Consider the following 23,276-nt stretch of genomic DNA (forward strand, 5'->3'; position numbering starts at 1 on the left):
ACCGGTTCCGGTAATACCGTACAGATTTATAATGATCGAGGTTTGAGTACCGGGTAGAGGCGACCGAAGGATGCAAACCGAGATCGACGTTCCGGTGAAGGCGACGCGGGTGAGTTTCGACGTCGTCGAGGTGCTCCGCGCACTCGACGGGGCGGGTGTGACGGAAGTCGCAGACGAACTCGACCTCCCGCGGAGTACAGTACACGACCACCTCCGGACGCTCGAGGAACTCGAGCTGGTCGTCAACGAGGACGGGACCTACAAGACGGGGACGCGATTCCTCGAGTTCGGTGGGTACGCGCGCCAGCGCATGAAGGTCTTCGAGGTGGCCAAGCCGGAGCTGCAGAAGCTCGCCGAGCAGACCGGCGAGCACTCCAACCTCATGGTCGAGGAGCACGGGCGCGGCGTCTTCCTCTACAAGACCGAGGGGGAGAACGCGGTCAAGCTCGACACCTACAACGGCTATCGCGTCCACCTCCAGACCACCGCGCTCGGCAAGGCGATGATGGCCCACATGGACGAGGAGCGCGTCCGCGACATCCTCGACCGCCACGGCATGCCGGCGATCACCGACCGGACGGTCACCGACGAGGACGTCCTCTTCGAGCAGTTCGAGGAGATCCGCGAACGCGGCTACGCCATCGACAGGGAAGAGCGCGTCCGCGGGATGATCTGCATCGCCGCGCCGCTGCTCGACGACGACGAGGTGCTGGGCGCCATCTCCGTCTCCGGCCCGAAAAACCGGATGCAGGGCGAGCGCTTCGAGGAGGAGATCCCCCGACAGGTGCTGCGCATCGCCAACGTCATCGAAGTCAACATGACCCACGCGTAGCCGCCCCAGCGGCTCCAGCTTTCCGTGGGCGCTCTCCCGGTGCCCACCCGGAGTGACAGTCTCGCCTGCGGTCGGTGTTCACCGGCTACCGCCGTGTCAGCGGCCTCGGTTTCAATCGCAAAGCCTGCGGCGCCCTGCCCACCCGTTGCCGAAGCATCACCCTTCTAAAGATTTAAGGGTCGATGGGACGCTCTTCCGGTGATGCGATTCGTTCGCTACACAGACGGCGGGAGCGCCACCTGGGGCGTCCGCGACGGAGACACGATTCACTCGCTCGACGGCCAGCCGACGGGCGAGCCGAGCTACGAGCAGTTGACCAACGAGAGCTACCTCGACGAGGTGCGCCGCCGCGTCGAGGACGGCGCGCTCTCGCAGCGTTCGGCCGAGGACGTGTCGCTGCTCGCGCCGGTCCCGGTTCCCGGCAAGATCGTCTGCGTGGGGCTGAACTACCGCGACCACGCGGAGGAACAGGACGAGGAGATCCCCGAGACGCCGCTCCTGTTCTCGAAGGCGCCGACGACGGTCACGAACCCCGGCGACCCCATCGTCCACCCGGGCGGCGACGAGCAGGTCGACTACGAGGTCGAGCTCGCGGTCGTCATCGGTCGCCAGGCCAAACACATCGACGAGGACGAGGTCGACGACCACGTGGCCGGATACACCGTGCTCAACGACGTGAGCGGCCGGCGTTCGCAGTTCGACGACGGCCAGTTCTTCCGCGGCAAGAGCTTCGACACCTTCTCGCCGATGGGGCCGTCGCTGGTCGCCGGCGACGGGTTCGACCCGAACGGCGTCGACGTGTCCCTGCGCGTCGACGGCGAGACGAAGCAGGACTCCAACACCGAGCAGTTCATCTTCGACATCCAGGAGGCGGTCTCGTACATCAGCGAGAACATGACGCTGCGGCCCGGCGACGTGATCTCGACCGGGACGCCCGGCGGCGTCGGTATCTTCCGCGAACCGCTCGACCTACTCGAACCGGGCGACACCTGTGAGGCCGAGATCGAGGGCATCGGCACGCTCGAGAACCCGGTCGTCGAAGAGTAAGCGACGCGATCCCCGTCCCCCGCGCGGCTGACGCTACTGGCGCGGGGGAACTTTTACTATCGACCCGCGTCCACCGCGGGGTATGGTACTCGACTCCCATACGCACACGTGGGGACCGCCGAGCGACGACCACCCGTGGGTCAACGGCCCGCTCGTCGAGGACTCGGTCAGTTCGTTCTCGGTCGACCCGGTCTTCCGGAACGAGGCGCTGCTCGAGGAGATGGACGCCGTCGGCGTCGACGAGGCGGTCGTCGTCGGCTACCCCATCTGCGAGTGGACCGACAACTGGTACACGATCGAGGCCGCCCGCGAGCACGACCGGCTCCACGGCGTCGTGATGCTCGACCAGTTCGCCGACGGGGCGGCCGACGACCTCCGCGAGGCGATGGCCGTCGACGGCGTTCTCGGGTTCCGACTGGGCGGACTCTGCCCCTACGACCGCATGTGGGAGACGTTCGACCGGTCGGTGACGTGGCTCCGCGACGCTATCGAGGAGACGGAGTTCTGGGAGGCCGCCGCCGAGACGGACGCGCTCGTCCAGATACTCGTCCGCGGGGAGCAACTCGACCAGGCGCTCGAACTCGTCGAGCGTTACCCCGACCTGACGTACCTCTTCGACCACTTCGCGTACGCCGAACCGGACGAACCACTCGGCGACGGCGTCTACGAGACGTTCTCCGCTCTCGCGGAGTACGACTCCGTCGGCGTCAAGGTCTCCGAGATCGTCCACCAGTCCGACGAAGCCCACCCCTACGCCGACATGCACGACCACGTCCGGTGGCTACTCGACGAGTTCGGCCGCGAGCGCGTCGTCTGGGGCTCGGACTACCCGAACGTCTCCGACGAGGCGACCTACGGGGAGACGCTGTCGTGGGTCGACGCCGTCGACGACCTCTCACCCGGCGACCGCAAGTGGCTCACCGACCGGGCGTTTCGTCGCCACGTCGACCTGTAACAGCCGTTCGGACTCACATTCTCTCTGGGATGTGATCTGACCGCCCTCCTGCGAGGAGCGCTATATGACCGTCCTCCTGCGAGGAGTGAAACGTAAGTGGCCCATATATTCCGGCAATGCCGGACGATATTCGCGATCGCGCTGCGGTCTCCGAGAAATCACCCGGCTTGCGACCGCCGGCGGAACCGTGAAACCCGTTGATCAGGCCCCGATCGAACCGGTGACCGGCGTCCGACTCGGACGAAATTCCATTTGTAAGTCTGTAATCAAGCCGGCGCGGACCGGAGTAAAGGTGGCAGATAGCCCATCCGGCGATCATTGCCGCTCGTTTGCCGTTTGACCGCCGAGAGCGGCGCAGCCTGTCCATTCCGCCAATCTGTCCGGTAATACCGGAACCAGTATGAGAATAGTTGGCACAGGTGGTGGACGAGATCCGGCTCTGTGGCTGGGACGGCCTCGAAATCCGGAACCTCGTGGGATTCCCGCTGAGAGGGGTTCCGGTATTACCGAACGATTTCGAGCGGGAGACGAGCCCCACGAAATAGCTGAAAGACGGCACAGCGAGGCACGGGAGAGCCGATGGTGAGTCTCCTCCGCTGGGACGGCGGTCGAAGCGCTCACAGCGGATTGCGGGGTGAGTTAGTTACTCGGAGTCGCGCTGCGCTGTAGAAGTAGACGATGTGATCGGGCGACCGACTGTCGAGAAGTCAATGTGGAAACCGGGTGCGGCGCGGCGGACGGAGTCGCGTCGGCGATCGCTCCCGGGTTAGTCGTCGGCGAAGCGGAAGACGGGTTTGACGACCTCCGAGGCGAGGAACGATTCGAAGGCAGCGGTGGGATCGGCAGTCGAAAAGGAGTCGTCGACGACGGCCGCGGCGTCGATGGCGTCGTTCTCCATGAGTCGCAGCGCCTGTTCGAAGTTCGTCCAGACCGACCCATAGGAGGAGATGATGTCGATTTCGCCGCGGACGACGGGGGTCATGAGAAGTTCGCTCGGTTCGCGGGGGATGCCGACGACGACGACTTCACCGCCCTTGCGGGCGATGTCGACCCCCGTCTCGACGCCCGTGTAGTGGCCGCTGGCGTCGAACACCACGTCGAAGCCGACGTCGTCTGTCCGTGCCGCGGCGTGGGATTCGAGGTCTGATTCGGAGACGTTGATGGTATCGATGCCGAGCGACTGGACGAGCGGCAACCTGGAGTCAGCGTCCTGGCCGAGGCCGGAGACGAGGACGTTGGCGCCCAGAGAGTCGGCGACGGCGGCGGTGAACACACCGATCGGCCCGGGACCTTCGACCAGTACGTCGTCGCCCGGATTGATCGACGAGCGTGTGAGTACCGCCCGTGTGGCGATGCTCAGCGGTTCGGTGATGGCGGCGTCGGCCAGCGACACCGCGTCCGGAACCGCGTGGAGGTGCTGGGGGTCGACCACCGTGTAGTCCGCATACGCGCCGTCGCGGTGCATGCCGGTGATGGAGAAATTCTGGCAGATGTTTTCCTCGCCATTCTGGCACTGGAAGCACTCCCCGCAGTGGTGGATGGGTTCTTCGACGACGCGGTCGCCGGGGTCGAAGCTCGTGACCTCCTCGCCGACGGCTTCGACCGTGCCCGAGTACTCGTGGCCCATGATGCGGGGCATGGCGATCCAGTCGTAGCCACCCTCGTACTCGTAGGCGTGGGCGTCGCTGCCGCAGATACCTGCCGAATGCACCCGGACGAGCACCTCGTCTGGACCGGGGGACGGCCGCTCTCCTTCCTGAACCTCGACGGACGCAGGGCCCGTCTGGACTATTTGCTTCATATGCTAACAGATCCCTCTCGACTTCGACACTATCAGGTGCGTGCCTTCAATATATAAATATGGTGGCCGGTCGACCCCGCGATCCGCCAGTTGCCTCTCGTATTCTTCCGGTGGTCACTCGAGGTCGACGGCGACACGTTCGCCGGTCCGCGCGCTCTCGTAGGCGGCGTCGAGCAGCGCCGTCACGACGAGGACGTCCTCGGCGGTCGCCGGCGGCTTCGTCTCGGACTCGATCGCCTCGGCGAACGCGGCGAACTTGCTCGGTGCCTCGTCGTAGGCCAGATCGGGGATCCGCTCGTCGCCGCCGGGCTCGACGACGGTGAGTTCGCGCTGGCCCCAGCCAGTGCCCTCCAGATACATCGCGCCCTCGTCGTCCCAGACGTGGATGTGCTCGCGCGTCGCGGAGGCGACGGCGGAGTCGGCGAAGCTGGCGACCGCGCCGTTCTCGAAGCGGACCGTCAGCGAGGACTTCGTGTCGATGTACCCCTCGTCGTCGTAGAAGTCCATCTCGGCGCTGACCGCCGTCGGGGTCAGCCCGGACAGCCACAGCACCGACTCGAGGACGTGAGTCCCGACGCTGAAGAGATGTCCGCGTCCGCCGATCTCGGGTTTGACCCGCCAGTTCGTCCCGCGCTCGAAGTGCCCGGTCCAGTCCTGTGTCAGCTCGCCGGTCATGAACGTCGGCTCCTGTCCCTCCTCGTGATAGCGGTCGTAGGCGGCGACGAAGCCGGGGTTGAGGTGGCGCTGGTAGCCGGCCATGAACACCAGATCGGAGTCGGCGACCCGGTCATGGAGCCGCTCGGCGGCCTCCTGTTCGATCACGACCGGCTTCTCACAGAGGACGTGCAAGCCGCGGTCGAACGCCTCGTGGATCTGGTCGTCGTGGAACGCCGGCGGGGTGGCGATGATCACCGCGTCCAGGTCCGTCTCCGCGTACATCTCGGCCTCGTCGGTGTACAGGACCGACTCGTCGAGGTCGTGTTCGGCCGCGAGTTCCTCGAGCGCGTCCTCGTTCACGTCGACGGCGGCCGCGATCCGTCCGTCCGGGTGCTCGCGCACTTCCCGGGCGAGGTGGGTCCCGATACCGCCGGTCCCGATAATGGCAGTTCGTAGCACGACTCCCCGATTCAGGGGCCGACCGCTTGCGTCTTACGGATCCGGGGGCGGCCGCATCGGAACCTGCCGGTTCCCCGGGGGCGGCTCCACAAGTGACGGCGCGACCCGCCGTGAACGGTAGGTATTTTGGTCCCCCGCACGCTGTGAGAGACGTATGCATTCGCTGCAAGCGGAGCCACCAGTCGACGGCGCGGCGACCGACGTGCGGATCGGCTACGTCGGCGGCGGCAGCCAGGGCTGGGCGCTGACGCTGATAAACGACCTCGCGCAGTGCGACGACGTCTCGGGCACCGTCGCCCTCTACGACGTGAACTACGACGGCGCCGTCGAGAACGCCGAACTGGCCAACGACGTGATGGACCGGGAGGACGTCCCGGGCGAGTGGACCTTCGAGGCCCACCGCGAGATGGACGACGCGCTCGCCGGTGCGGACTTCGTCGTCTGCTCGACCCAGGATCCGCCCGAGGAGACGTTCGTCCACGACATCGACGTGCCACAGGAGTACGGCATCTACCAGACCGTCGCCGACACGGTCGGCCCCGGCGGCGTCTTCCGGTCGCTGCGGTCGATCCCCCAGTACCGCGAGATCGCCGCGACCGTCCGCGAGCAGTGTCCCGACGCGTGGGTGTTCAACTACACCAACCCGATGACCGTCTGCACGCGGACGCTCTACGAGGAGTACCCCGACATCAACGCCATCGGCCTCTGTCACGAGGTGACCCACGTCCAGCACATGCTCGCCGACGTGGCCGAGCGGTACGTCGACGCCGCCGAGGATCTCACGGGCTCGGACATCGCCGTGAACGTCAAGGGCGTCAACCACTTCACGTGGATCGACGAGGCGCGCTGGCGCGGCCGCGACGTCTTCCAGTACCTCGACGAGGAACTGGAGCGGCACGAGCCGATCCCCGGCTTCGAGCCGGGCGAGCTGGCCGGCGAGTCCTACTGGAGTAACCACCACCAGATCGCCTTCGACCTGTACGACCGCTTCGGCGTCCTCGGCGCGGCAGGCGACCGACACCTCGCAGAGTTCGTTCCGTGGTACCTCGACATCGAGACCCCCGCCGAGATCGAGCGCTGGGGGACGCGCCTGACGCCGAGTTCCGCCCGCCGGAGCGACGGCGAGGCCCCGGCGAAGATGGACAAGTTCCGCGACGAGGACGGCGAGTTCCACCTCTCGGAGTCGGGCGAGGAAGTCGTCGACATCATGCGCGCGCTGCTGGGCATCGAGCCGATGAAGACCCACGTCAACTACCCGAACCGCGGCCAGTGCCCCGACCTGCCCGACGGCGCCGTCGTCGAGACGAACGCCCTGGTCACCGGCGACGACATCTCGCCCGTCAACGCGGGGACGCTCCCCCGGCAGGTCCGCAGCATGGTCACGCGGGCGGTCCACAACCAGGAGACGCTGATCGAGGCCGGCTTCGCGGGCGACCTGGATCTCGCCTTCCAGGCGTTCCTCAACGAACCGCTCGTCTCCATCCAGCGCGACGAGGCACAGGATCTGTTCGCCGATCTGGTCGCCATCGAGCGCGACTACCTCGACGCCTACGACGTCGAGGGCGCGTCGGTGCTCGACGACTACGAACTGGACCGCGAGGCCGTCCTCGCGGACTGATCGGTTCGTTTCGACCTCCGTTCCGTCCAGGACACCGACCAGACGACCGATAGGTCGCCTGTCGTCTCACCTTCTTCTCGCCGTGTGATCTACCTTCTCGAACGAAACGCAGCGGTTACCGGCCGGCGTGTCTACTTCCGGATGCGAGTTCGATAGCCGTCGGGCGCTCGCCGCTGGCCCCCCGATAGTACTGGAAAGAATAGTCCGAACTGCTGCCCCGGCCCGGTCCGCTCAGGTGTTGTCTTCGAGGATGCGGATCTCGTCGAGGAGCCCGGTCCCCCGCGTACCGATACCGCCCTCGGTGTAGTCGGTCTCGAAGGAGGTCGTCCCCGCCGCGACCTCGTTCCCGTCCGGGTCGTTCAGCGTCGCGGTCAGCTCGTCTTCTCGCCAGTCGACGACGACCTCGTAGAACTCGCCGAGCGTGACGGCGCCGACGGACTGCTCGATCATCTGGGTCCCGCTACGCTGCCAGACCTGGAAGCGCCAGTCGTCCTCGCCGCTCCTCCACAGGCGGGCGAAGTGGAAGGGGAACGCGGAGTCGGCGTCGAGCGACTTCGCGCTCCCGAACGCGATGCCTGCGTTCTGGGCGTCGCTGGTGGCGCCGATCTTCGCGGAGAACTTCGTCCCCTCGGCCGGCATGCGGTCGAGGTCCGCCGCCAGGAGCTTCGAGTTCTCCCCGCCCGACCCCTCCAGCCGGTAGCTCCCCGAGGGGACCGGACTGCTCTGGTTGACCTCGTAGTCGCCGGTCGCGCCCTCGTACTCGTCGATATTGCCGTCCTCGAAGTCGTCGACGACGCCGGGACTGGTGTCGTAGTCCCACGATACGTCGCCACCGTCGTCACTGCCTCCGCCGTCGTCCCCGCCGCTGGCGGGGTCGCGGCCGACGAGGGCCTGGGGTTGGTCGACCACGTAGTCGAGGGTGAGGTCCTCGCCGGGGTCTTCGACCCACTCGACGACGAGGTCCCAGCCCGACCCGTTGTACTCGAAGCGGTGGTCGTAGGCGAACGCCGAGGACGGTGGCTGGAACACCTTCGCGCGCAGGTCGAGCGTCGCCTGTCCCTGCGTCGTGACGTTCTCGACGCGGGCGGCGGGGTCGCTCCCCGACGAGAGCGTGACCGTGCCCGACGCCACGCCGGCGCCGACGTTGTCGCGGACGACGACGCTCGACGGTTCGACGCTGATAGCCGCTTCCGTCCCGGCGCCACGGACGTCGTTGTTGACGATCCGGACGTTGTTGGTGTCGCGGCCATCGCGCGGCCCTTTCGTCACGTTGACTCCGTAGGGCATCTGCGGTTCGTCGCGGGTGTCCTCGATGCGGAGGTTCGACACGCAGATCCCCTCGGCGGGCGGGTGTTTCTTCGAGGAACGCGAGTCGATCCTGACGCCCTCGGCGTCTGTGTTTCGGATGACACCGCCGTTGACGGTGACGTTCGCGCCGTCCTGGATCAGGATGCCGTGGGACGTGTTACCGACGATGTTGACGCCCTCGATCGTGGCGTTCGACGACGACGAGACCGTGAACACGCCGCGCGCGCAGTTGCGCGCCACGACCTGCCCGCAGGTGACGTCGTCGCAGTAGTTGGCGAGCCGGAAGGCGGCGTACCCGCCGCCGACGTCCACGTCTCTCCCGACGACGGCGCCGACGGTGGCGTCCGTCGTCTCGTTCAGCAGGACGCCGCAGCCCGATTCGACGCCGTTAGCGATGACCTCGCCGACCTGGATCCGGTCGACAGCGTAGGTCTCGAAGGCGTGGCCCTGCGTGTTCTCGAAGTAAGCGCTGTCCACCTGGATGTCCGTCGAACGGATCGTGTCGTCGCCGCGCCCCTCGGCGAACCCGTCGATGCGGACGCCGCCGCCGGTGGCGCTGATGACGCTGTCTTCGGGCGTCCGGATGTCGACGTGTCCGAACCGGACGTTCGAGACGCTCCGGAACCAGACCGCCGACCGAAAGTTGCCGCTGATCGCGACCCGCGGGATCTCGATCTCCTCGGCGTTCAGCGCCCGGAGCGGGCGGATCAGCGCCTCGCCCTCGTCCTCGACGTGGATCGTCCCACGGAAGTCGACGATGGTGTAACTCGGGATGTCGATGGCGAGGACGTCGCCGTCCCACTCGTGGGGTCCCATCGTCCCCGAGCAGGCCACAACGACCTTCTCCTTGGTCGTCCGCCCGTCGGTGAGACTGCCGATCGCCGCGTTGACCGCCTCGGTGAAGTTCTCGCCGCTGTAGACCGTCTCCTCGGCGCCGTCGGCGTGGTAGGTCCCTTCGGGGTCCTGCCAGACGAGGACGTCCGCGTCGCGCGCCGCCGTCCTGACGTTCCCCAGTGTTGCTCCTCCTGCGTCGAGCTCCCCGACGTTCCGCAGGTCGTGGTCCTGCGCGTCGACGTGCTGGTTCCACTTGCGCGTGGGTTCGTCCCCGTTCTCGTCGCCCTCCTGGGCCGCTGCGATACCGCTCGCCCCCGCGAGCGTCCCCGCGCCCAGCAGGGTCATCGCCACCCGCCGCGTCATCGTGAGCCCGTCCGCGTCGCCACTCCGTGTGCCGTGACTGTTGCTATCGCGCATCACGATCCGGGTCGAATACTAATCGTTTATAATTAGTGGAAAATTTCAGAGTAGTACCGCCTTTCCGGCCGTCTCATTGTCACGTACTGGCCGGATGTGTGTGTATCGCCACGCGTCATCTCGGGGTCGTCGGGAGGCGGAGGGACGGTCGGGAAAATCGCTCGCGGATACGGCAACGACTAGGTAATCGTCGGGCGCGCCGGGTTCGGGAGCATGCGGTCAGGGTTCGACTGTTCGCTGCGACTGGGTCACACTGCGTCGATCCGCTCGCTCAGCGGTGGGGGTCGGCCGGTCCCTCGTCGGCGTTCTCGTCCCACGTACTCGGTTCGGAGTATTCGCGGCGGTCGAGGTTGGCCTGCGGCCGGTCGACGACGTAGTCGAGGGTCACGTCCTCGCCGGGGTCGGTACGCCACTCGACGACGAGTTCCCACGCGCCGGCCTCAGGGTCCCACTCGAAGTAGTCGGTCCACGAGAAGCGCGCGTCGGGCGCCTCGTGGGCCTTCGCTCGGAGGTCGAGCGTCGCCGCCTTGTGTGGCGACACGTCTGGGACGCGCGCTGCGGGCGACTCGCCGCTGGTGAGCGTGACGGTCCCCTCGTCGATGCCGGCGCCGACGTTGTTCGCGACGAGCGTCGACGCCGAGGCGACGGTGATGCGCTCTTCCGTCCCGCCGGTCCGCACGTCGTTGTTGACGAACTGGTTGTTGAACGCCGTCTCGCCCGACTCGCGGATGCCGTAGGTCTGGGTCCGTTCGCCCTCGGGCCGGTCGTCGCGGAAGCGCACGTTGCTGACCGTGATCCCCTGCGTGGGGACGTTGAAGTCGTCGTACGTGTCCGTCGGGTAGCCGTGAATCCGGATGCCGTCGCCGCGGCAGTTCTTGACGACGCCGCCGGAGATGGTGATATCCGTCGAGAGCGCGATGAAGATGCCGCTGTCCGTCGAGCCGGTGATGTCGACCTCGCCGAAGGAGGCGTCCTTGGCGGTGAGGCACATCAGCCCCTTCGCACCGCCGCGACTGACGACCTGTCCGACCGAGACGTTGTGGCAGTAGTTCGCCAGTCGGACGGTCGCGTACGTCGAGGGGTGGCCGGGATCCTGCCCGACGACGCTGTTGATCGTGGCGTCGATGGTGTGGTCCATGTTCAGGCCCGCGTTGGCGGGGTTGTCCGCGACGAGCTGGCCCGCCTGGAACCGCGTGACGCCGTTCGTCTCGAAGGCGTGGTGCCCGGAGTTCTTGACGAACCCCGACTCGATCTGGACGTTCCGGCTCCGCCCGGTGTCGCCGTGCTGATCGATGCGTACGCCGAGGCCCACCTCCGCGATGTCGTCGGCCATCTCGACGTTGACGTGCCCGATGCGCACGTCCTCGACGCTGTTCATCCAGACGCCGTACCTTGGGTTGCCCTTGATGTTCAGGTTCGGGAACTCGATGTTGTGCGCGTCCTTCGCGTGTACCGCCCGGATGAACGGTTCGCCCTCGTCTTTGACGTGGATGGGGACGGGAACGTCGAGGATCGTGTTGCTCGGTACCTCGATGCCCTTGTAGCCCGGCCACGGCCCTTCGCCCCACTCGTGAGGCCCGACTTCGGCCGGCGAGACGATCGCGACCTTCTCCTTCCAGTCGCGGTCCTCGGTGAGGCTGGCGAACGCCTCGTTCGTCGTTCGCATCACGTCGTCCGTGGTAGTGACGTGGCCGTCGCGGCCGTCCGCGTGCCACTTGCCCTCGTCGTCCTTCCACACGACCACGTGGGCGTCACGCGCCGCGGCGTACACGTGCTCGACGTCGATTTCCTCGAGGTTCGTCAGAGCGTGCCCCTGTGCGTCCACGTCCTGATTCCACGGCCGGGCGCCGTCCCCCGATTCTCCGCCCTCTTGCTCCGCGCTCGCAGATCCGATCACGGCTGCCCCGGCTCCGCTCGCGCCGAGCAACGCGAGCGCACTGCGTCGCGTGAAGGTTAACCTGTCGCTCGACACGTCAGACTCGTCTGGGTTTTCGGATGACACGTATCTGTGGTTTCCTTCACGATGTATAAATTTTCCGTCGGTTCGGGCCGAACCCACTCGCTGAGCCGAGGAGCGTCCCCCGGGACCGCGACTTCCAGCCACCGAATTTCCCCGGTCGGTATCACTAAGCGAGCGAGTGCCGAACGGAGCCTATGGGATCCGCAAGCTACGACTACGCGGACGAGACGGTGATCGTGACCGGCGGGAGTTCCGGGATCGGCCGTGCCGTCGCCGAGCGGTTCGGCGCGGCCGGCGCGACGGTCGTCGTCGCCGACGTGCGCGAGGGTCCGAAGCGAGCCGACGTGCCGACGCACGAAGCGATCCGGGACGAGGGAGGTCGCGCGACGTTCGTCGAGACGGACGTCTCCGACCCGGCGGAGGTCACGTCGGTCGTCGAGGCCGCTCGCGAGTTCGGCGGCGTCGACGTGATGGTCAACAACGCCGGCATCTACCGCGGCGCGCCGCTGCTCGATGCCGACCCCGAGACGTTCGACCGCGTCTACGGTGTGAACGCCCGCGGGACCTTCGCCGGGATGCAGGCGGCCGCCCGGGACATGCTCGACCGCGACGACCCGGGGTCGATCGTCAACACCGCGTCGATCAGCTCCGAACTCGCACAGCCGGGCCACGCGATGTACGATGCGTCGAAGGGCGCGGTGATGATGCTGACGCGCGTCGCCGCGCTCGAACTCGCCGAACACGGCGTCCGCGTCAACGCCGTCGCGCCCGGGCCCGTCGACACCGGAATCGGGTCGGACGACACCGGCGAGTCCGAGACCGAGGTGCCAGCTATCGACAAGTCGGCGCCGATGGGCCGCGCGGCGCCCGCAGCGGTCGCCGGCCCGTACCTCTTCCTCGCCAGCGACGACGCCTCGTACGTGACCGGGCACCTCCTCTACGCGGACGGCGGGTACGCGGTCTTCTGAGGCCGGCTGTGCCGCTCGTCCTGTCGGTGGGGCACTCGTCGCGCCGGACTCTTACACCGAGGTGAACGTCCAGAGCTGGTGGTCTCCTCCGTTGTCACTCCACTGCTGGACGTTGTCGCCGTCGGACGTGCCCGCGCTGGCCACTTCGGCGACCTTGCCGCTGTTGGCGTTGACGAGGCGGTACTGGCCACTGCCCGCGTCCTCGATGGTCCAGGCCTGGCACGCGTGGTTGCTGTTGCTGTACTGCTGGATGTTGTCGCCATCCGCCGTCCCTGCACTGGCGACCTCCAGCCAGAGGCCGCTGTTGACGTTCGTGATCGCGTAGGTACCGTCACCGTTCTTGCTGACGTTCCATTGCTGGCAGGCGTGACCCGTATCGGCGTACTGGCGGACGTTGTCGCCGGCGGCCGTCCCCGCACTGGCGACCTCCAGCAGCTTGCCGCTGTTGACGTTCGCGATGTGATAGGTGCCCTCGCTGATGGGGCCGCTGGTGCCGCCGCTCCCGCTGTCGTCGCATCCGGACGGTTCGCCGGGGACGGGGGCCTGGCTGCTGGGTTCGCCGTTGCAGGCGATGACCGGCCAGTCGTTGCCGTCCCACTCGATGCGGTCCATCATCATGTAGCGCGTCTCGTCGTCGGCGGTCGCTTCGACGTGGTAGAAGCACCACCAGTCGCCGTTGGGCCCCTGGAAGACGTCGTTGTGTCCCGGTCCCGTGAACTGGTCGTTGCCCTGCAGGATGGGGACGCCGTCGTGTGAGCCCGAGAGGTCCCGCAGGTCCGTCCCGTTCTGATTGTAGTACGGCCCCGTGAACGACGTCGCACGGCCGCATTCGAGGCGGTAGGTGCTGTCGTACCCCTCACAGCACTGCCCCGACGAGTAGAACAGGTACCAGTAGCCGTTGTCCTGGAGCATCACTGGCCCTTCGATCGAGTCTCCGGCCATGTGGAACTCGGTACCGGGCACGATGTCGTCCATCGCGCCGTTCAGTTGGACGGCGTAGATGCCCTCGTAGCTCCCCCAGACCAGCCACGGTTGCCCGTCAACCATCACCGTGTCCGCGTCGATGCAGTTCGTCAGGTCGAGGTCGCTGCTCTGGATCACTGGCCCCTGGTCGGTGAAGGGCCCGTCGGGCGTGTTCGAGGTGGCGAGCCCGATGCCGGCGTTGTCGCTCCCCCAGACCGACAGGGAGTAGTAGAGGTGATACTGGCCGTCGTGATAGCGGATGTCGGGCGCCCAGCACCCCGGGTCCGACTCCGTGGGGTGCCAGCCGGGCGTCGCCGAGAGCGCCGCCCCGATGTACGACCACTCGACCATGTCCGACGACTCCGCGATCGGGATGATGTCGTTCGGCGTCTCGGTACCGTACGCGTAGTAGGTCCCACCGTCCTCGATGATCGACACGTCGCCGAACCCGACCGGGCCGACCGGGTTGTGATAGTGCTGGTCGCTCGGGTCCGCCGTCACCGAACCGCTCGTCCCGACCACACCGCCCGCCGCGAGTGTCCCCGCGCCGATCGCTTTCAACACGTTGCGCCTATTGGTGTTCCCACTGTCATAACCATCCGACATGCAATCCTAGTTGATAATCAATCATTGATAACTTTTTTCATGGCAATTGGGTACACAGTCGCAAGTAAATATTCAGTTCCGAGGTCCTTGGATTGACCGCCGACCGCCGGATCGCTCGTCTGCTCGCCCGATTCAGACCGGGTCCAAGGTCCACCGCTGGTTCGCACCGCCGGTCCACGGCCACTGGATGACGTTCGCCCCGTCGCTGGTGGCGCTGCCCTCCACGTCGGCGACGGAGCCGCTGTGGGCGTTTTCCAGCCGGTACGTGCCGTCGCCGTTGTCGACGATGTTCCAGTCCTGGCAAGCGTGGCCGGTGTCGCTGTACTGCTGAACGTTCGCTCCGTCGCTGGTCGAGGCGTTCGCGACTTCGAGGAGCAGCCCGCTGTGGACGTTGGTTATCGCGTAGGTGCCGTCGCCGTTGGCCGTCACGTCCCAGTCCTGGCAGGCGTGGCCCGTGTCGGCGAACTGCTGGACGTTGTCGCCGGCGGCTGTCCCCGCGTCGGCGACTTCGAGGAGCTTGCCGCTGTTGACGTTCGTGAGGTGGTAGGTGCCCTCGCTGACGGGGCCGCCAGTTCCGCCGTCGTCTCCCCCGTCCCCACCGTCGCTACCGCAGTTGCTCGCGTTCCCGGGCCCCTGCGCCTGGGTGCTCGGCGTGCCGTCGCAGGCGACGACCGGCCAGTCGTTGTCGTCCCACTCGATGCGGTCGACCATGAGCACGCGGCGCGGGACGCCGTCGACGAAGCCGCCGGCCTGGGAGTCGTAGGCGTGATAGAGCAGCCAGTCCGATCTGTCGCTGAACGTCGTCACGTCGCCGTGTCCCGGCGCCGGAAAACGGTCGTTCCCGGTCAGGACGGGGACGCCCGCGTTGTTCTCCGACCGGTCCATGAGGGCCGTTCCGTTCTGGTCGTAGTAGGGGCCGGTGAACGAGTCGGCGCGACCGACCTCGATCTCGTAGGTGCTGCTGAGTCCGTCGCAGCACGACCCCGTCGAGAGGAACAGGTAGTGGTAGCCGTTGCGTTCGAGGTGGATCGTCCCCTCGTAGGCGGTGCCGGCCACTTGCACCTGGGTCGACAGGTCCACGCTCTGTAAGTCCGAACTGAGCTCGGCGACGTAGATGCCCTGGAAGCTCCCCCAGAACATGTGCGGTGTCCCGCCCTGGTCGACGAAGTAGGCGTCGATGGTCCCCCCGCCGGTGTCGTTGTCGCCCACGACCTGGCCGTGGTCGGTGAACGGCCCCGTCGGCGTATCGGCGGTCGCCAGTCCGATGCCGAACTCGCCGCTCTCCCAGGGACGGGGCGACAGCGAGTAGAACATCGCGTACTCGCCGTCGTAGTAGTGGATGTCCGGCGCCCAGACCGACCCGTACGTCCAGCCCGGCCGGGACGTGAACGCCTCGCCCTCGTAGGACCAGTTCACGAGGTCAGTCGACGAGAGGACGGGGACGAGCAGTTCGTCCGCGTCGTTCTCTCGGTTCATGTTCGTCCCGTACGCGTAGTAGGTCCCGCCGTCGTCGAGGATCGTGGGGTCCGGGAAGTGCGGCTCGTACAGCGGGTTGTGGTAATGGTCCGAGCTCGGGTCCGCCGCCACCGTCCCGCTCGCGCCCGCCGTCACCGCGACACCGAGTGCGCCCGCGCCGAGTCCTTTCAGTACGCTTCGCCTGTCGATCGAACTATCGTCATGACAATCAGTCATGCAAATTCTAGAATATAACAATAATATATAGTGGTTTTGGCTCGTGGATGTACGCGAGCCGCAACTGTGGAGGCCGGTCGACGGGAGCGGTCGGGCTGGACGGTCGGTTTCGACCCGACAGCAGGGGCTAACCAGCGGCGGTCCTGCGGTCCGAGCCACCGCACCCCGTCGACCGCCTCGCGATCGCTCAGCGGGTCCTGCCGTCGATCAGTCCTTCAGACGGAGCTGAAGGTCCACTTCTGGTTCGCGCCGTCGTTCCAGGTCCACTGGAGGACGTTGGCGCCGTCGCCGGTCGAAGCGCCGTCGACGTCCGCGACCTTCCCGCTGTGGGCGTTTTCCAGCCGGTACGTGCCGTCGCCGTTGTCGACGATGTTCCAGTCCTGGCAAGCGTGGCCGGTGTCGCTGTACTGCTGGACGTTGTCGCCGTCGGCCGTTCCCGCGCCTGCCACCTCTAGCAGGAGACCGCTGTTGACGTTCGTGAGGGTGTACGTCCCGTCGCCGTTGGCCGTCACGTCCCACTGCTGGTGGGCCCCGCCGTTGTCGCTCCACTGCTGGACGTTGTCACCGTCGGCCGTTCCCGCGCTCGCGACCTCCATCGGTTTCCCGCTGTTCTCGTTGACGATCCGGTAGGTGCCCTCGTTGATAGCTCCGCCGCCGCCACCGCCGCCGCAGTTGGTGTTGCCGCTGACGGTCGTGTTCGAGGCATACGTCTGGATGTCGCCCGAGTCGTTGTTGCAGAGGTCGTTGTCCAGGATCGCGTTGCTCTCCGTGTCCGGCCCGGTCTCGTAGACGCCCCACCCGGCGCTGTTCTCGATGGTGAGGTTCCGGACGGTGACGTTGCGCGTGTACGGGTGCGTGTCGCTGTCCCGCGAGTCGATCCTGACGCCGGAACTCCCTGTGTTCGTGATCGTCCCGCCGTCGATGGTCGTGTCGCGGGTGTCCTGGATGAGGTTGCCGCCGTTGCCGTCGAGGTACACGTCGTATATTTCGATGCCGCTGGACCCGGAGACGGTGAAGATGCCACGGCCGCAGTCGACCGCGTCGACGCGGTTGACCGTGATGTTCGGCCCGGCGTCGTTGGCGCAGCGGAAGCCGGCGTAGCCGCCGCCCTGGTCGCAGCGCGTCGCGTCGACGAAGTCGACCGTCGCGTTGGCGGTGTCGTTGAGTAGCAGGCCGCAACCGCCGCTGTCGGTCGCCGTGACCGTTCCCACGTCGAGGCCGTCGACGCCGTAAGTCTCGACGGCGTGGGTGCCCGATCCGCTGACGTTCGCGTTGTTGAGCGTGACGTTCGTCGTGTCCGCGCCGTCGCGACCGTCGATGCGGATACCGAGACCGTTCGAGAGGTCCATCTGCGCGTCGTCGATGATCACGTTGTCGCAGTGGGAGATCCGGATGCCGTACCGGGGATTGCCGCTGACGTTGAACCGCTGGATCTCGATGTCGTTGACGCCGTTCGCGCGCGCTGGGATGACCCACGGCTCGCCGCTGTCGTTGACGTTGATGTTGCCGGGCACGTCGAGGATCGTGTAACTGGGCAGGTCCACGGCGTGGGTGCTGGAGTGGCTGCCGGTGTCGCCGGTCGCGTCGACGCGGACCTTCTCTTTGCTCGTCCGGCCGGCGGTGAGGCTGTCGACCGCCGCCTGGATGGCCGCGATGAAGTCGGTCCCGTCGTAGACGACGGTCCCGCTGTCGACGTTCTCGGCCACGAACCCGGCGCCACCGTTGTACACGACCGCGTTGTGCGAGCTGGCCGACGCCGTGCCGACGAAGCTCCCGAGCGCACCCGCGACAAGCGACGAGCCCGCGACGCTCAGCGCGCGCCGCCGCGTGAGGCTCGGATCGCCCCCGTTTTCGGACGCCGGCGAGCGGTCGCTCGCCGCCTCCGATCGCCGCCCGTCTGTCGATTTCGTTCGTTCGTCGTCGATACCACTGCTGTCGCCACTGTGTGATGAGCCATCGTTTGACATGGCTGCGAGTAGTTACCACACACTCATTGGTTGATAAATATTTATGATCTATTTAGAATTGATATACAAACAATACTATTCGGATCAGTACCGACGGAGCGTCTCGGGGGGTTCGGGCGGCGCGGACCGAATCTTGAAAGGGGCCGGCGGCGAACCGGGAGTCGATGCCTGCCGACCAGCCGAACGTCCTCGTCGTGATGACGGACCAGCAGCGCTTCGACACGATCGCGGCGCTGGGCCACGACCACGTCGACACGCCCAACCTCGACCGGCTCGCCGAGCGCGGCGTCTCCTGTACCAACGCCTACAGCAGCGCCCCGATCTGCGTCCCCGCGCGACACAACGTCCGGACCGGCCGCGACCCCCTCGCGACCGGTTTCCTCGGCAACGACAAGCGCTCCGCCGAACACCTCGAAGCCGAGCACGGCCCGTTCCTCGCCCACGCGATGGGGAACCGCGGCTATCGCACCTTCGGGATCGGGAAGTTTCACGCCCACCCCGGCGACATCGACCTCGGCTACGACCGGCAGTTGACCGGCGACGACTACGCCGCCGAACCCGGCGCCGACGCCGCGGCCGATACCGGCCGACTGTCCGCGATGAACTTCCTCCCCCAGTCCTGTTCGCTCCCGCCCGAGGACCGCAGGATGGCGTGGATCGCCGACGAGGCGGTCGGTGAGATCGAGCGTGACACCGACGACCCGTTCTTCGGGTTCGTTTCCTTCTCGAAGCCACACCCCGCGTGGAACCCCTCGCCGCCGTTCGACGACTACTACGACCCGGACGACACGCCCGCGCCGATACGCGAGAACCGCGAGCTGGACCACGTCGACGAGAAGATCCCCGCCCAGAACTACCACTTCTGGAAGGCCCGCGAGGACGACACCGGTGAGTCCACCATCCAGATCGCCCGCGCCCACTACTACGGCCTCGTGACGCAACTCGACCGGGAGATCGGCCGCGTGCTCGATGCCGTCGAGGCCCGCGACGACGCCGACGACACCCTGATCTGCTTCGTCTCCGACCACGGCGAACTCCTCGGCGACCACCACGGCTGGGGGAAGAGCTCCTTCTTCGAGGAGTCCACGCGGGTCCCGTTCCTCGTGAGCTGGCCCGAGCAGCTACCGACCGGGGAGACCTACGACGGGCTGGTCTCGCTGACCGACGTGTTCGGCATCGCCACGACCGCCGCCGGCGACCCCGACCTGCGCGACGGGGCCGACGTGCTCGGTGCGCTGACCGGCGATGCCGAACCCCGCGAGCGGTTGTTCGGCACTCACGAGACGCCCCGCGAGACGAACCTCTTCTCGCTGCCGCACAACCTCACGTGCATGGTCCGCGAGGGCGACTGGAAGTACGTCTACGCCGTCGACGGCGGTCGCGAGCAGCTGTTCGACCTCGATTCGGACCCGCGAGAAACGGTCGACCGCTCCGACGACGAACCCGAGGTGGTCGAGCGCTGTCGCCGCGCCGCGGTCGAACACTTCCGCGAGCACGACGCGACCGAGTACCTCGACGGCGACTCCCTGCTTTCGATCCCCTTCGAGCGACTGGAGATGGGCCGCTATCACCCGGACACGTACGGCCCGCCTGAAGAAGCGATCGACGGCGAAAACTGAGTCACGGAACTGAGTCTCGATCCCGTCCGTGACTGCGCGCCGCCCGCCGCCAACGATGCTCTGCTCTCGATTCTACTGCCGCTCGAAACTGTACGACCCCGCGCCCACTTCGACCACGAGGTCGCCATCCTCGACTGCGATCGATTCGACGCCCTCGGGCGGGTCGGCCACCGGCCCGTCGACGCCGAGGAGCGCGTCACCGCCTTCGTTCGCCGACAGGGGACGCTCGTCGCCCGGCAGGACGACCGTCGCCGTCGCGTTCCAGGGGACGGTCACGTCGAGCGCGAACGCGTCGTCGTCGCGCTCCCACTCGACCGCTACCGGGCCGCGCTCGGTCGGGACGCGACCGCTGGCCTCGTCGAGTCCCTCGGCCGGCGGTGCGATTTCGAGCGTTGCCGCCCCCGGCGACGTGACGCGGACCCCCAGCAGCGTCCGCTGGATAGAGGTCAGCACGGTCGCGCCCATCGCGTGGGACTCGCTGCGATTGTGCCGTTCGTCGGCCGGTTCGAGCGTGCGGCAGTGCCACGTCTCCCACGTGAACGTGCCGCCGACGTCGAGGATGTTCGCCCAGCCGTCCGCCTCAGCGTCGGTCAGGAGATCGACCATCGCCGCCGGGCGGTCGGTCCGGTCGAGCGCGTCGAGCAGCCAGCGGACCATCATCGGCCCCATCGACAGCCCGTCAGCGGCGACGCGCTCGGCCACGTCGTCGACCCGCTCGTCGGGCACCAGCCCGGTCGCGAGCGGCAGCGCGTTGGCGTGCTGGGCGCTGTGGTCGCTGGCCGGGAGCGCGTCATTGGCGTCATCTTCGGGACTCGAGCCGTCTCCGGGTTTCGGGTCCGCACCGTCCACGTAGCGGTCTCCGTGGCGGAGGTGCTCGTCGATCCCCGTCTCGATGGCCTCGCGGTTCTCCTCGAAGTAGGCGCGCTCGGCGTCGGGACGGTCGAGTTCGGCGGCGACGTCGGCCGCCCGGGCGAGCGCGTTCGCGCAGAGGACGTTCACCGTCGTCCGGGCCGGCCAGTCGCGGTCGTAGCCGTAGCGCATCTCCGGCGGCCAGTCGACGATGCCCTCGTGGTAGGGACCGCCCTCGCCGCCCGAGAGGCGCGTCACCAGCCCGGTCTCCTCGTCGACGTGCTCGACAACGTAGTCGGCGACGGCACGGACGACGGGGTAGGCGCGTTCGAGCGTCGCGCGGTCGTCGCTCTCGCGGAAGTACTCGTAGAGCCACTGTGGGAACGTGACGGTGAAATCGGGGATGTCGCGCTTGCCGTCGCCGTTCGGGTAGACGGCGTTGAACCGGCCCTCGGGCGCCCAGTAGCGGTAGTGCGAGCGCAGGAACTCCCGGATGGCCTGTCGGCTCAGCCGCCGCTCGCGGAAGGCCCGGGTCGTCACCGCCGAGACGTTGAACGCGTCGGCGAGGAACTGCCCCTTCTCCCGCGTCGGCGTGTCGACGAACTGCTCCTGGCTCCCGTACAGCGCGGAGTGGCGCGCGAGCTCGAACACGGCTTCGACCGTCTCGTCGCCGCACTCGAAGGTGCCCGCGTTCGCGTCCGGCACCTCGTTGTGCGTCGCGACGAGCGAGATCTGGTCGGCGTCGAGGTCCTCGCCGGGGTCGTCGATCTGCAGGTAGCGGATCCCGAGGTAGTTGAACGGCCGGAACGTCTGTGCGCCCTCGCGCTGGAGGTACTCGTAGCGCATGTCGGTCCACTGTGTCCCCTCCGTGTCGTCGACGTACCCGTCGTCGGTCAGGCGGTAGCCGGCGAGCAGGTTCACGCGGTGGCCGTCCTCACCGTCCTCGAACCGGACGTTCGGGACGCCCGGGTACACCGTCCCGAAGTCGACGACGTAGGTGTCCTCGTCGACGCGCTCGACCGATTCGGGGTCGACGCGGTGGCGAACGCGCTGGCGGTCCTGCGCGATCAGCCGCTCCCAGGGGTCGGTCGGGTGGGCCCCGACGACTTCCGCGGGCTCCCACGCGGCGTCGTCAAACCCGGGTTCGTCCCAGCCCCGCGGGGCGACGCGCCCGTCGATCGTCTCCACGGGTTCGGCTATCTCCCCGTTGCGGAGGGGCGAACTCACCCACTCGGCCGGACGGGTCTGCCACTCGCCGTCGGTGGTGATCACTCGCTTGCGCCCGTCGGCGAACTCGACGACCAGTTGCGCGATGAACCCCGGTTCCGCCTCGGGCCGGCCCTGTCCCTCGCCGTTCCAGTTGTAGAGCGCGCCGACGGCGTTGTCGCCCTCCGAGAGGGCGTCGTCCAGCGCGACGGTCTTGTAGTACTGGAAGTCGGGGTAGGAGAACGATTGGCCGTGGTCGACCGGCTCGCCGTTGACCGAGAGGGCGTACTGGTGGCTGGCGGAGACGTACGCCCGCGCCCGCTCGACCGCGCCGTCGAGTTCGAACTCCCGGCGGACGTACGAGAACTCGCCGCGCTCGGCCTCCTCGGTCGGCCGCCGGATCCACGAGGCCGTCCAGTCGTCGGCGTCGAGCAGTCCGGTCTCCCACGAGGCCGGTTCGCTCCACGCGCTGGCCTCGCCGCGGTCGTCCCAGACGCGGACGGTCCAGTGGTACGCTTCTCCGGCGTCGAGTTCCGGCCCGTCGTACCTGACTGCCGGCCGCTCGCTCCGGCGCTTTCCGGTGTCCCAGACGTCCGCGGCGTCGGGACTGAGGCGGTCCGGGCTGGTGGCGACGAGCACGCGGAAGGCGGTCTGGCTCGCGCCGCGGCGGTCGGTCGGGGCCCGCCAGCGAAGCGTCGGTTCGCGCTCGTCGATCCCGACCGGGTCGACGGCATAAGCTGTACGCAGACCTGTCGGTGGGCTCGCGTCGGCCATCTCGCTCCCTCGTTCCCTCCACCGGATAATAAAGCCAGCGAGTGCGGTGTGAGATCGATCGGCAATGGCACGAAGTCGCCGGGTCGAAGACAGGGCGACTGCGACCACCGACCGGGTCGAAGAAAAAGTCGCGACAGCGCACCGCGAAGAGGCGGTGTCCGAGCCGTCGGGGTTCAGTTGAACTCGGGGATGACCTCTTCGCCGAACAGTCGGATCTGGTCTTCGACGAGGTCTTTGGGCATACCGGAGTGGTGGAAGCGCAGGGCGAGCTGGTTGAGTTCGAAGCGGTCCTGCATGGCTTCGATCTGCTCGACGATCTGGTCGGGGGTGCCGTAGATGAAGCGGTCATCGGCGAGTTCTTCGAAGTCTTCGACGCTGTCGGCGTTCATCAGCGGGTGGGAGAACTCGCCGCCGTACTCGTCGACGTAGGTGGTGTGGAGGTACTCCTTGCGCTCCATGACTTCTTCCTCGGTTTCGGCGATGACTGCCTCGCGCATGAGCGGGTGATCCATCGACTCCCAGTCCTGGTCGGTCTCCTCGACGTGCTCGCGCTGCTGGTTTTTCCGGTCCTCGACAATGCCGAGGTCGGCGACGACGCCGGGGACCCACGCGTCGGAGAACTGCACCGAGCGGCGGATCTGCTTGGGACCCCAGCCACCGATCCACAGCGAGGGCCGCGGTTCCTGAATGGTCTTCGGCAGGGGCTGCCAGTCCTCGACCTCGAAGAACGGACATTTGTACGTG

General features: G+C 67.3%; 15 protein-coding genes. 6 read left to right on the forward strand and 9 right to left on the reverse strand.

Translation table 11 applies throughout. From position 1 onward, the window contains the following. Nucleotides 1-70 precede the first annotated feature (70 nt). The 3 genes from AB2U09_RS13590 (at nucleotide 71) to AB2U09_RS13600 (ending at nucleotide 2,834) form a co-directional block, all read left to right on the forward strand. A complete protein-coding gene (locus AB2U09_RS13590; RefSeq protein WP_436922918.1) occupies nucleotides 71-832 on the forward strand; it encodes an IclR family transcriptional regulator in 762 nt (253 codons plus the stop codon). A 201-nt stretch (nucleotides 833-1,033) separates the two neighbouring features. Further along, on the forward strand, nucleotides 1,034-1,879 hold the full coding sequence (locus tag AB2U09_RS13595; RefSeq protein WP_459193257.1) for a fumarylacetoacetate hydrolase family protein: 846 nt from the start codon (nucleotides 1,034-1,036) through the stop codon (nucleotides 1,877-1,879). 82 nt (nucleotides 1,880-1,961) lie between these two features. After that, complete coding sequence (locus AB2U09_RS13600; protein ID WP_459193258.1) at nucleotides 1,962-2,834, forward strand: amidohydrolase family protein; 873 nt, start codon at nucleotides 1,962-1,964, stop codon at nucleotides 2,832-2,834. A gap of 766 nt (nucleotides 2,835-3,600) precedes the next feature. Here AB2U09_RS13600 and AB2U09_RS13605 read toward each other — a convergent pair. Further along, complete coding sequence (locus AB2U09_RS13605) at nucleotides 3,601-4,635, reverse strand: zinc-dependent alcohol dehydrogenase (RefSeq protein ID WP_459193259.1); 1,035 nt, start codon at nucleotides 4,633-4,635, stop codon at nucleotides 3,601-3,603. A gap of 114 nt (nucleotides 4,636-4,749) precedes the next feature. Beyond that, nucleotides 4,750-5,751 carry a Gfo/Idh/MocA family protein gene (locus AB2U09_RS13610; RefSeq protein WP_459193260.1) on the reverse strand — a complete coding sequence of 334 codons (1,002 nt, stop codon included), beginning with the start codon at nucleotides 5,749-5,751 and terminating at the stop codon, nucleotides 4,750-4,752. Nucleotides 5,752-5,905: 154 nt separating this feature from the next. On the opposite strand from AB2U09_RS13610, the gene AB2U09_RS13615 reads away from it, so the two are divergent. Continuing rightward, nucleotides 5,906-7,369 (forward strand): family 4 glycosyl hydrolase, encoded by a 1,464-nt coding sequence (locus AB2U09_RS13615; protein WP_459193261.1) that lies wholly within the window; start codon nucleotides 5,906-5,908, stop codon nucleotides 7,367-7,369. A 231-nt stretch (nucleotides 7,370-7,600) separates the two neighbouring features. On the opposite strand, the gene AB2U09_RS13620 is transcribed toward AB2U09_RS13615, so the two are convergent. Continuing rightward, nucleotides 7,601-9,928, reverse strand: coding sequence for a NosD domain-containing protein (locus AB2U09_RS13620; protein ID WP_459193262.1), 2,328 nt, complete (start codon nucleotides 9,926-9,928; stop codon nucleotides 7,601-7,603). 271 nt (nucleotides 9,929-10,199) lie between these two features. After that, nucleotides 10,200-11,930 (reverse strand): right-handed parallel beta-helix repeat-containing protein, encoded by a 1,731-nt coding sequence (locus AB2U09_RS13625; protein ID WP_459193263.1) that lies wholly within the window; start codon nucleotides 11,928-11,930, stop codon nucleotides 10,200-10,202. 152 nt (nucleotides 11,931-12,082) lie between these two features. Here AB2U09_RS13625 and AB2U09_RS13630 point away from each other — a divergent pair, with 152 nt between their 5' ends. After that, nucleotides 12,083-12,856, forward strand: a complete 774-nt coding sequence (locus tag AB2U09_RS13630; protein WP_459193264.1) for an SDR family NAD(P)-dependent oxidoreductase — start codon at nucleotides 12,083-12,085, stop codon at nucleotides 12,854-12,856. 51 nt (nucleotides 12,857-12,907) lie between these two features. On the opposite strand, the gene AB2U09_RS13635 is transcribed toward AB2U09_RS13630, so the two are convergent. From AB2U09_RS13635 to AB2U09_RS13645, 3 genes are all read right to left on the reverse strand, one after another. Beyond that, nucleotides 12,908-14,383, reverse strand: coding sequence for a family 43 glycosylhydrolase (locus AB2U09_RS13635; protein ID WP_459193265.1), 1,476 nt, complete (start codon nucleotides 14,381-14,383; stop codon nucleotides 12,908-12,910). A gap of 174 nt (nucleotides 14,384-14,557) precedes the next feature. Then, on the reverse strand, nucleotides 14,558-16,117 hold the full coding sequence (locus AB2U09_RS13640; protein WP_459193266.1) for a family 43 glycosylhydrolase: 1,560 nt from the start codon (nucleotides 16,115-16,117) through the stop codon (nucleotides 14,558-14,560). Nucleotides 16,118-16,332: 215 nt separating this feature from the next. Beyond that, nucleotides 16,333-18,084 (reverse strand): RICIN domain-containing protein, encoded by a 1,752-nt coding sequence (locus AB2U09_RS13645; RefSeq protein WP_459193267.1) that lies wholly within the window; start codon nucleotides 18,082-18,084, stop codon nucleotides 16,333-16,335. A 164-nt stretch (nucleotides 18,085-18,248) separates the two neighbouring features. Here AB2U09_RS13645 and AB2U09_RS13650 point away from each other — a divergent pair, with 164 nt between their 5' ends. Next, nucleotides 18,249-19,703 (forward strand): sulfatase family protein, encoded by a 1,455-nt coding sequence (locus tag AB2U09_RS13650; protein ID WP_459193268.1) that lies wholly within the window; start codon nucleotides 18,249-18,251, stop codon nucleotides 19,701-19,703. Nucleotides 19,704-19,775: 72 nt separating this feature from the next. On the opposite strand, the gene AB2U09_RS13655 is transcribed toward AB2U09_RS13650, so the two are convergent. After that, entirely contained in the window at nucleotides 19,776-22,532 is a 2,757-nt protein-coding gene (locus tag AB2U09_RS13655; protein ID WP_459193269.1) for a family 78 glycoside hydrolase catalytic domain, read from the reverse strand. A 173-nt stretch (nucleotides 22,533-22,705) separates the two neighbouring features. Then, nucleotides 22,706-23,276: LLM class flavin-dependent oxidoreductase (locus tag AB2U09_RS13660; RefSeq protein WP_459193270.1), on the reverse strand; the 571-nt coding region annotated here is incomplete at its 5' end.

The organism is Halosimplex yunnanense (assembly GCF_054504345.1).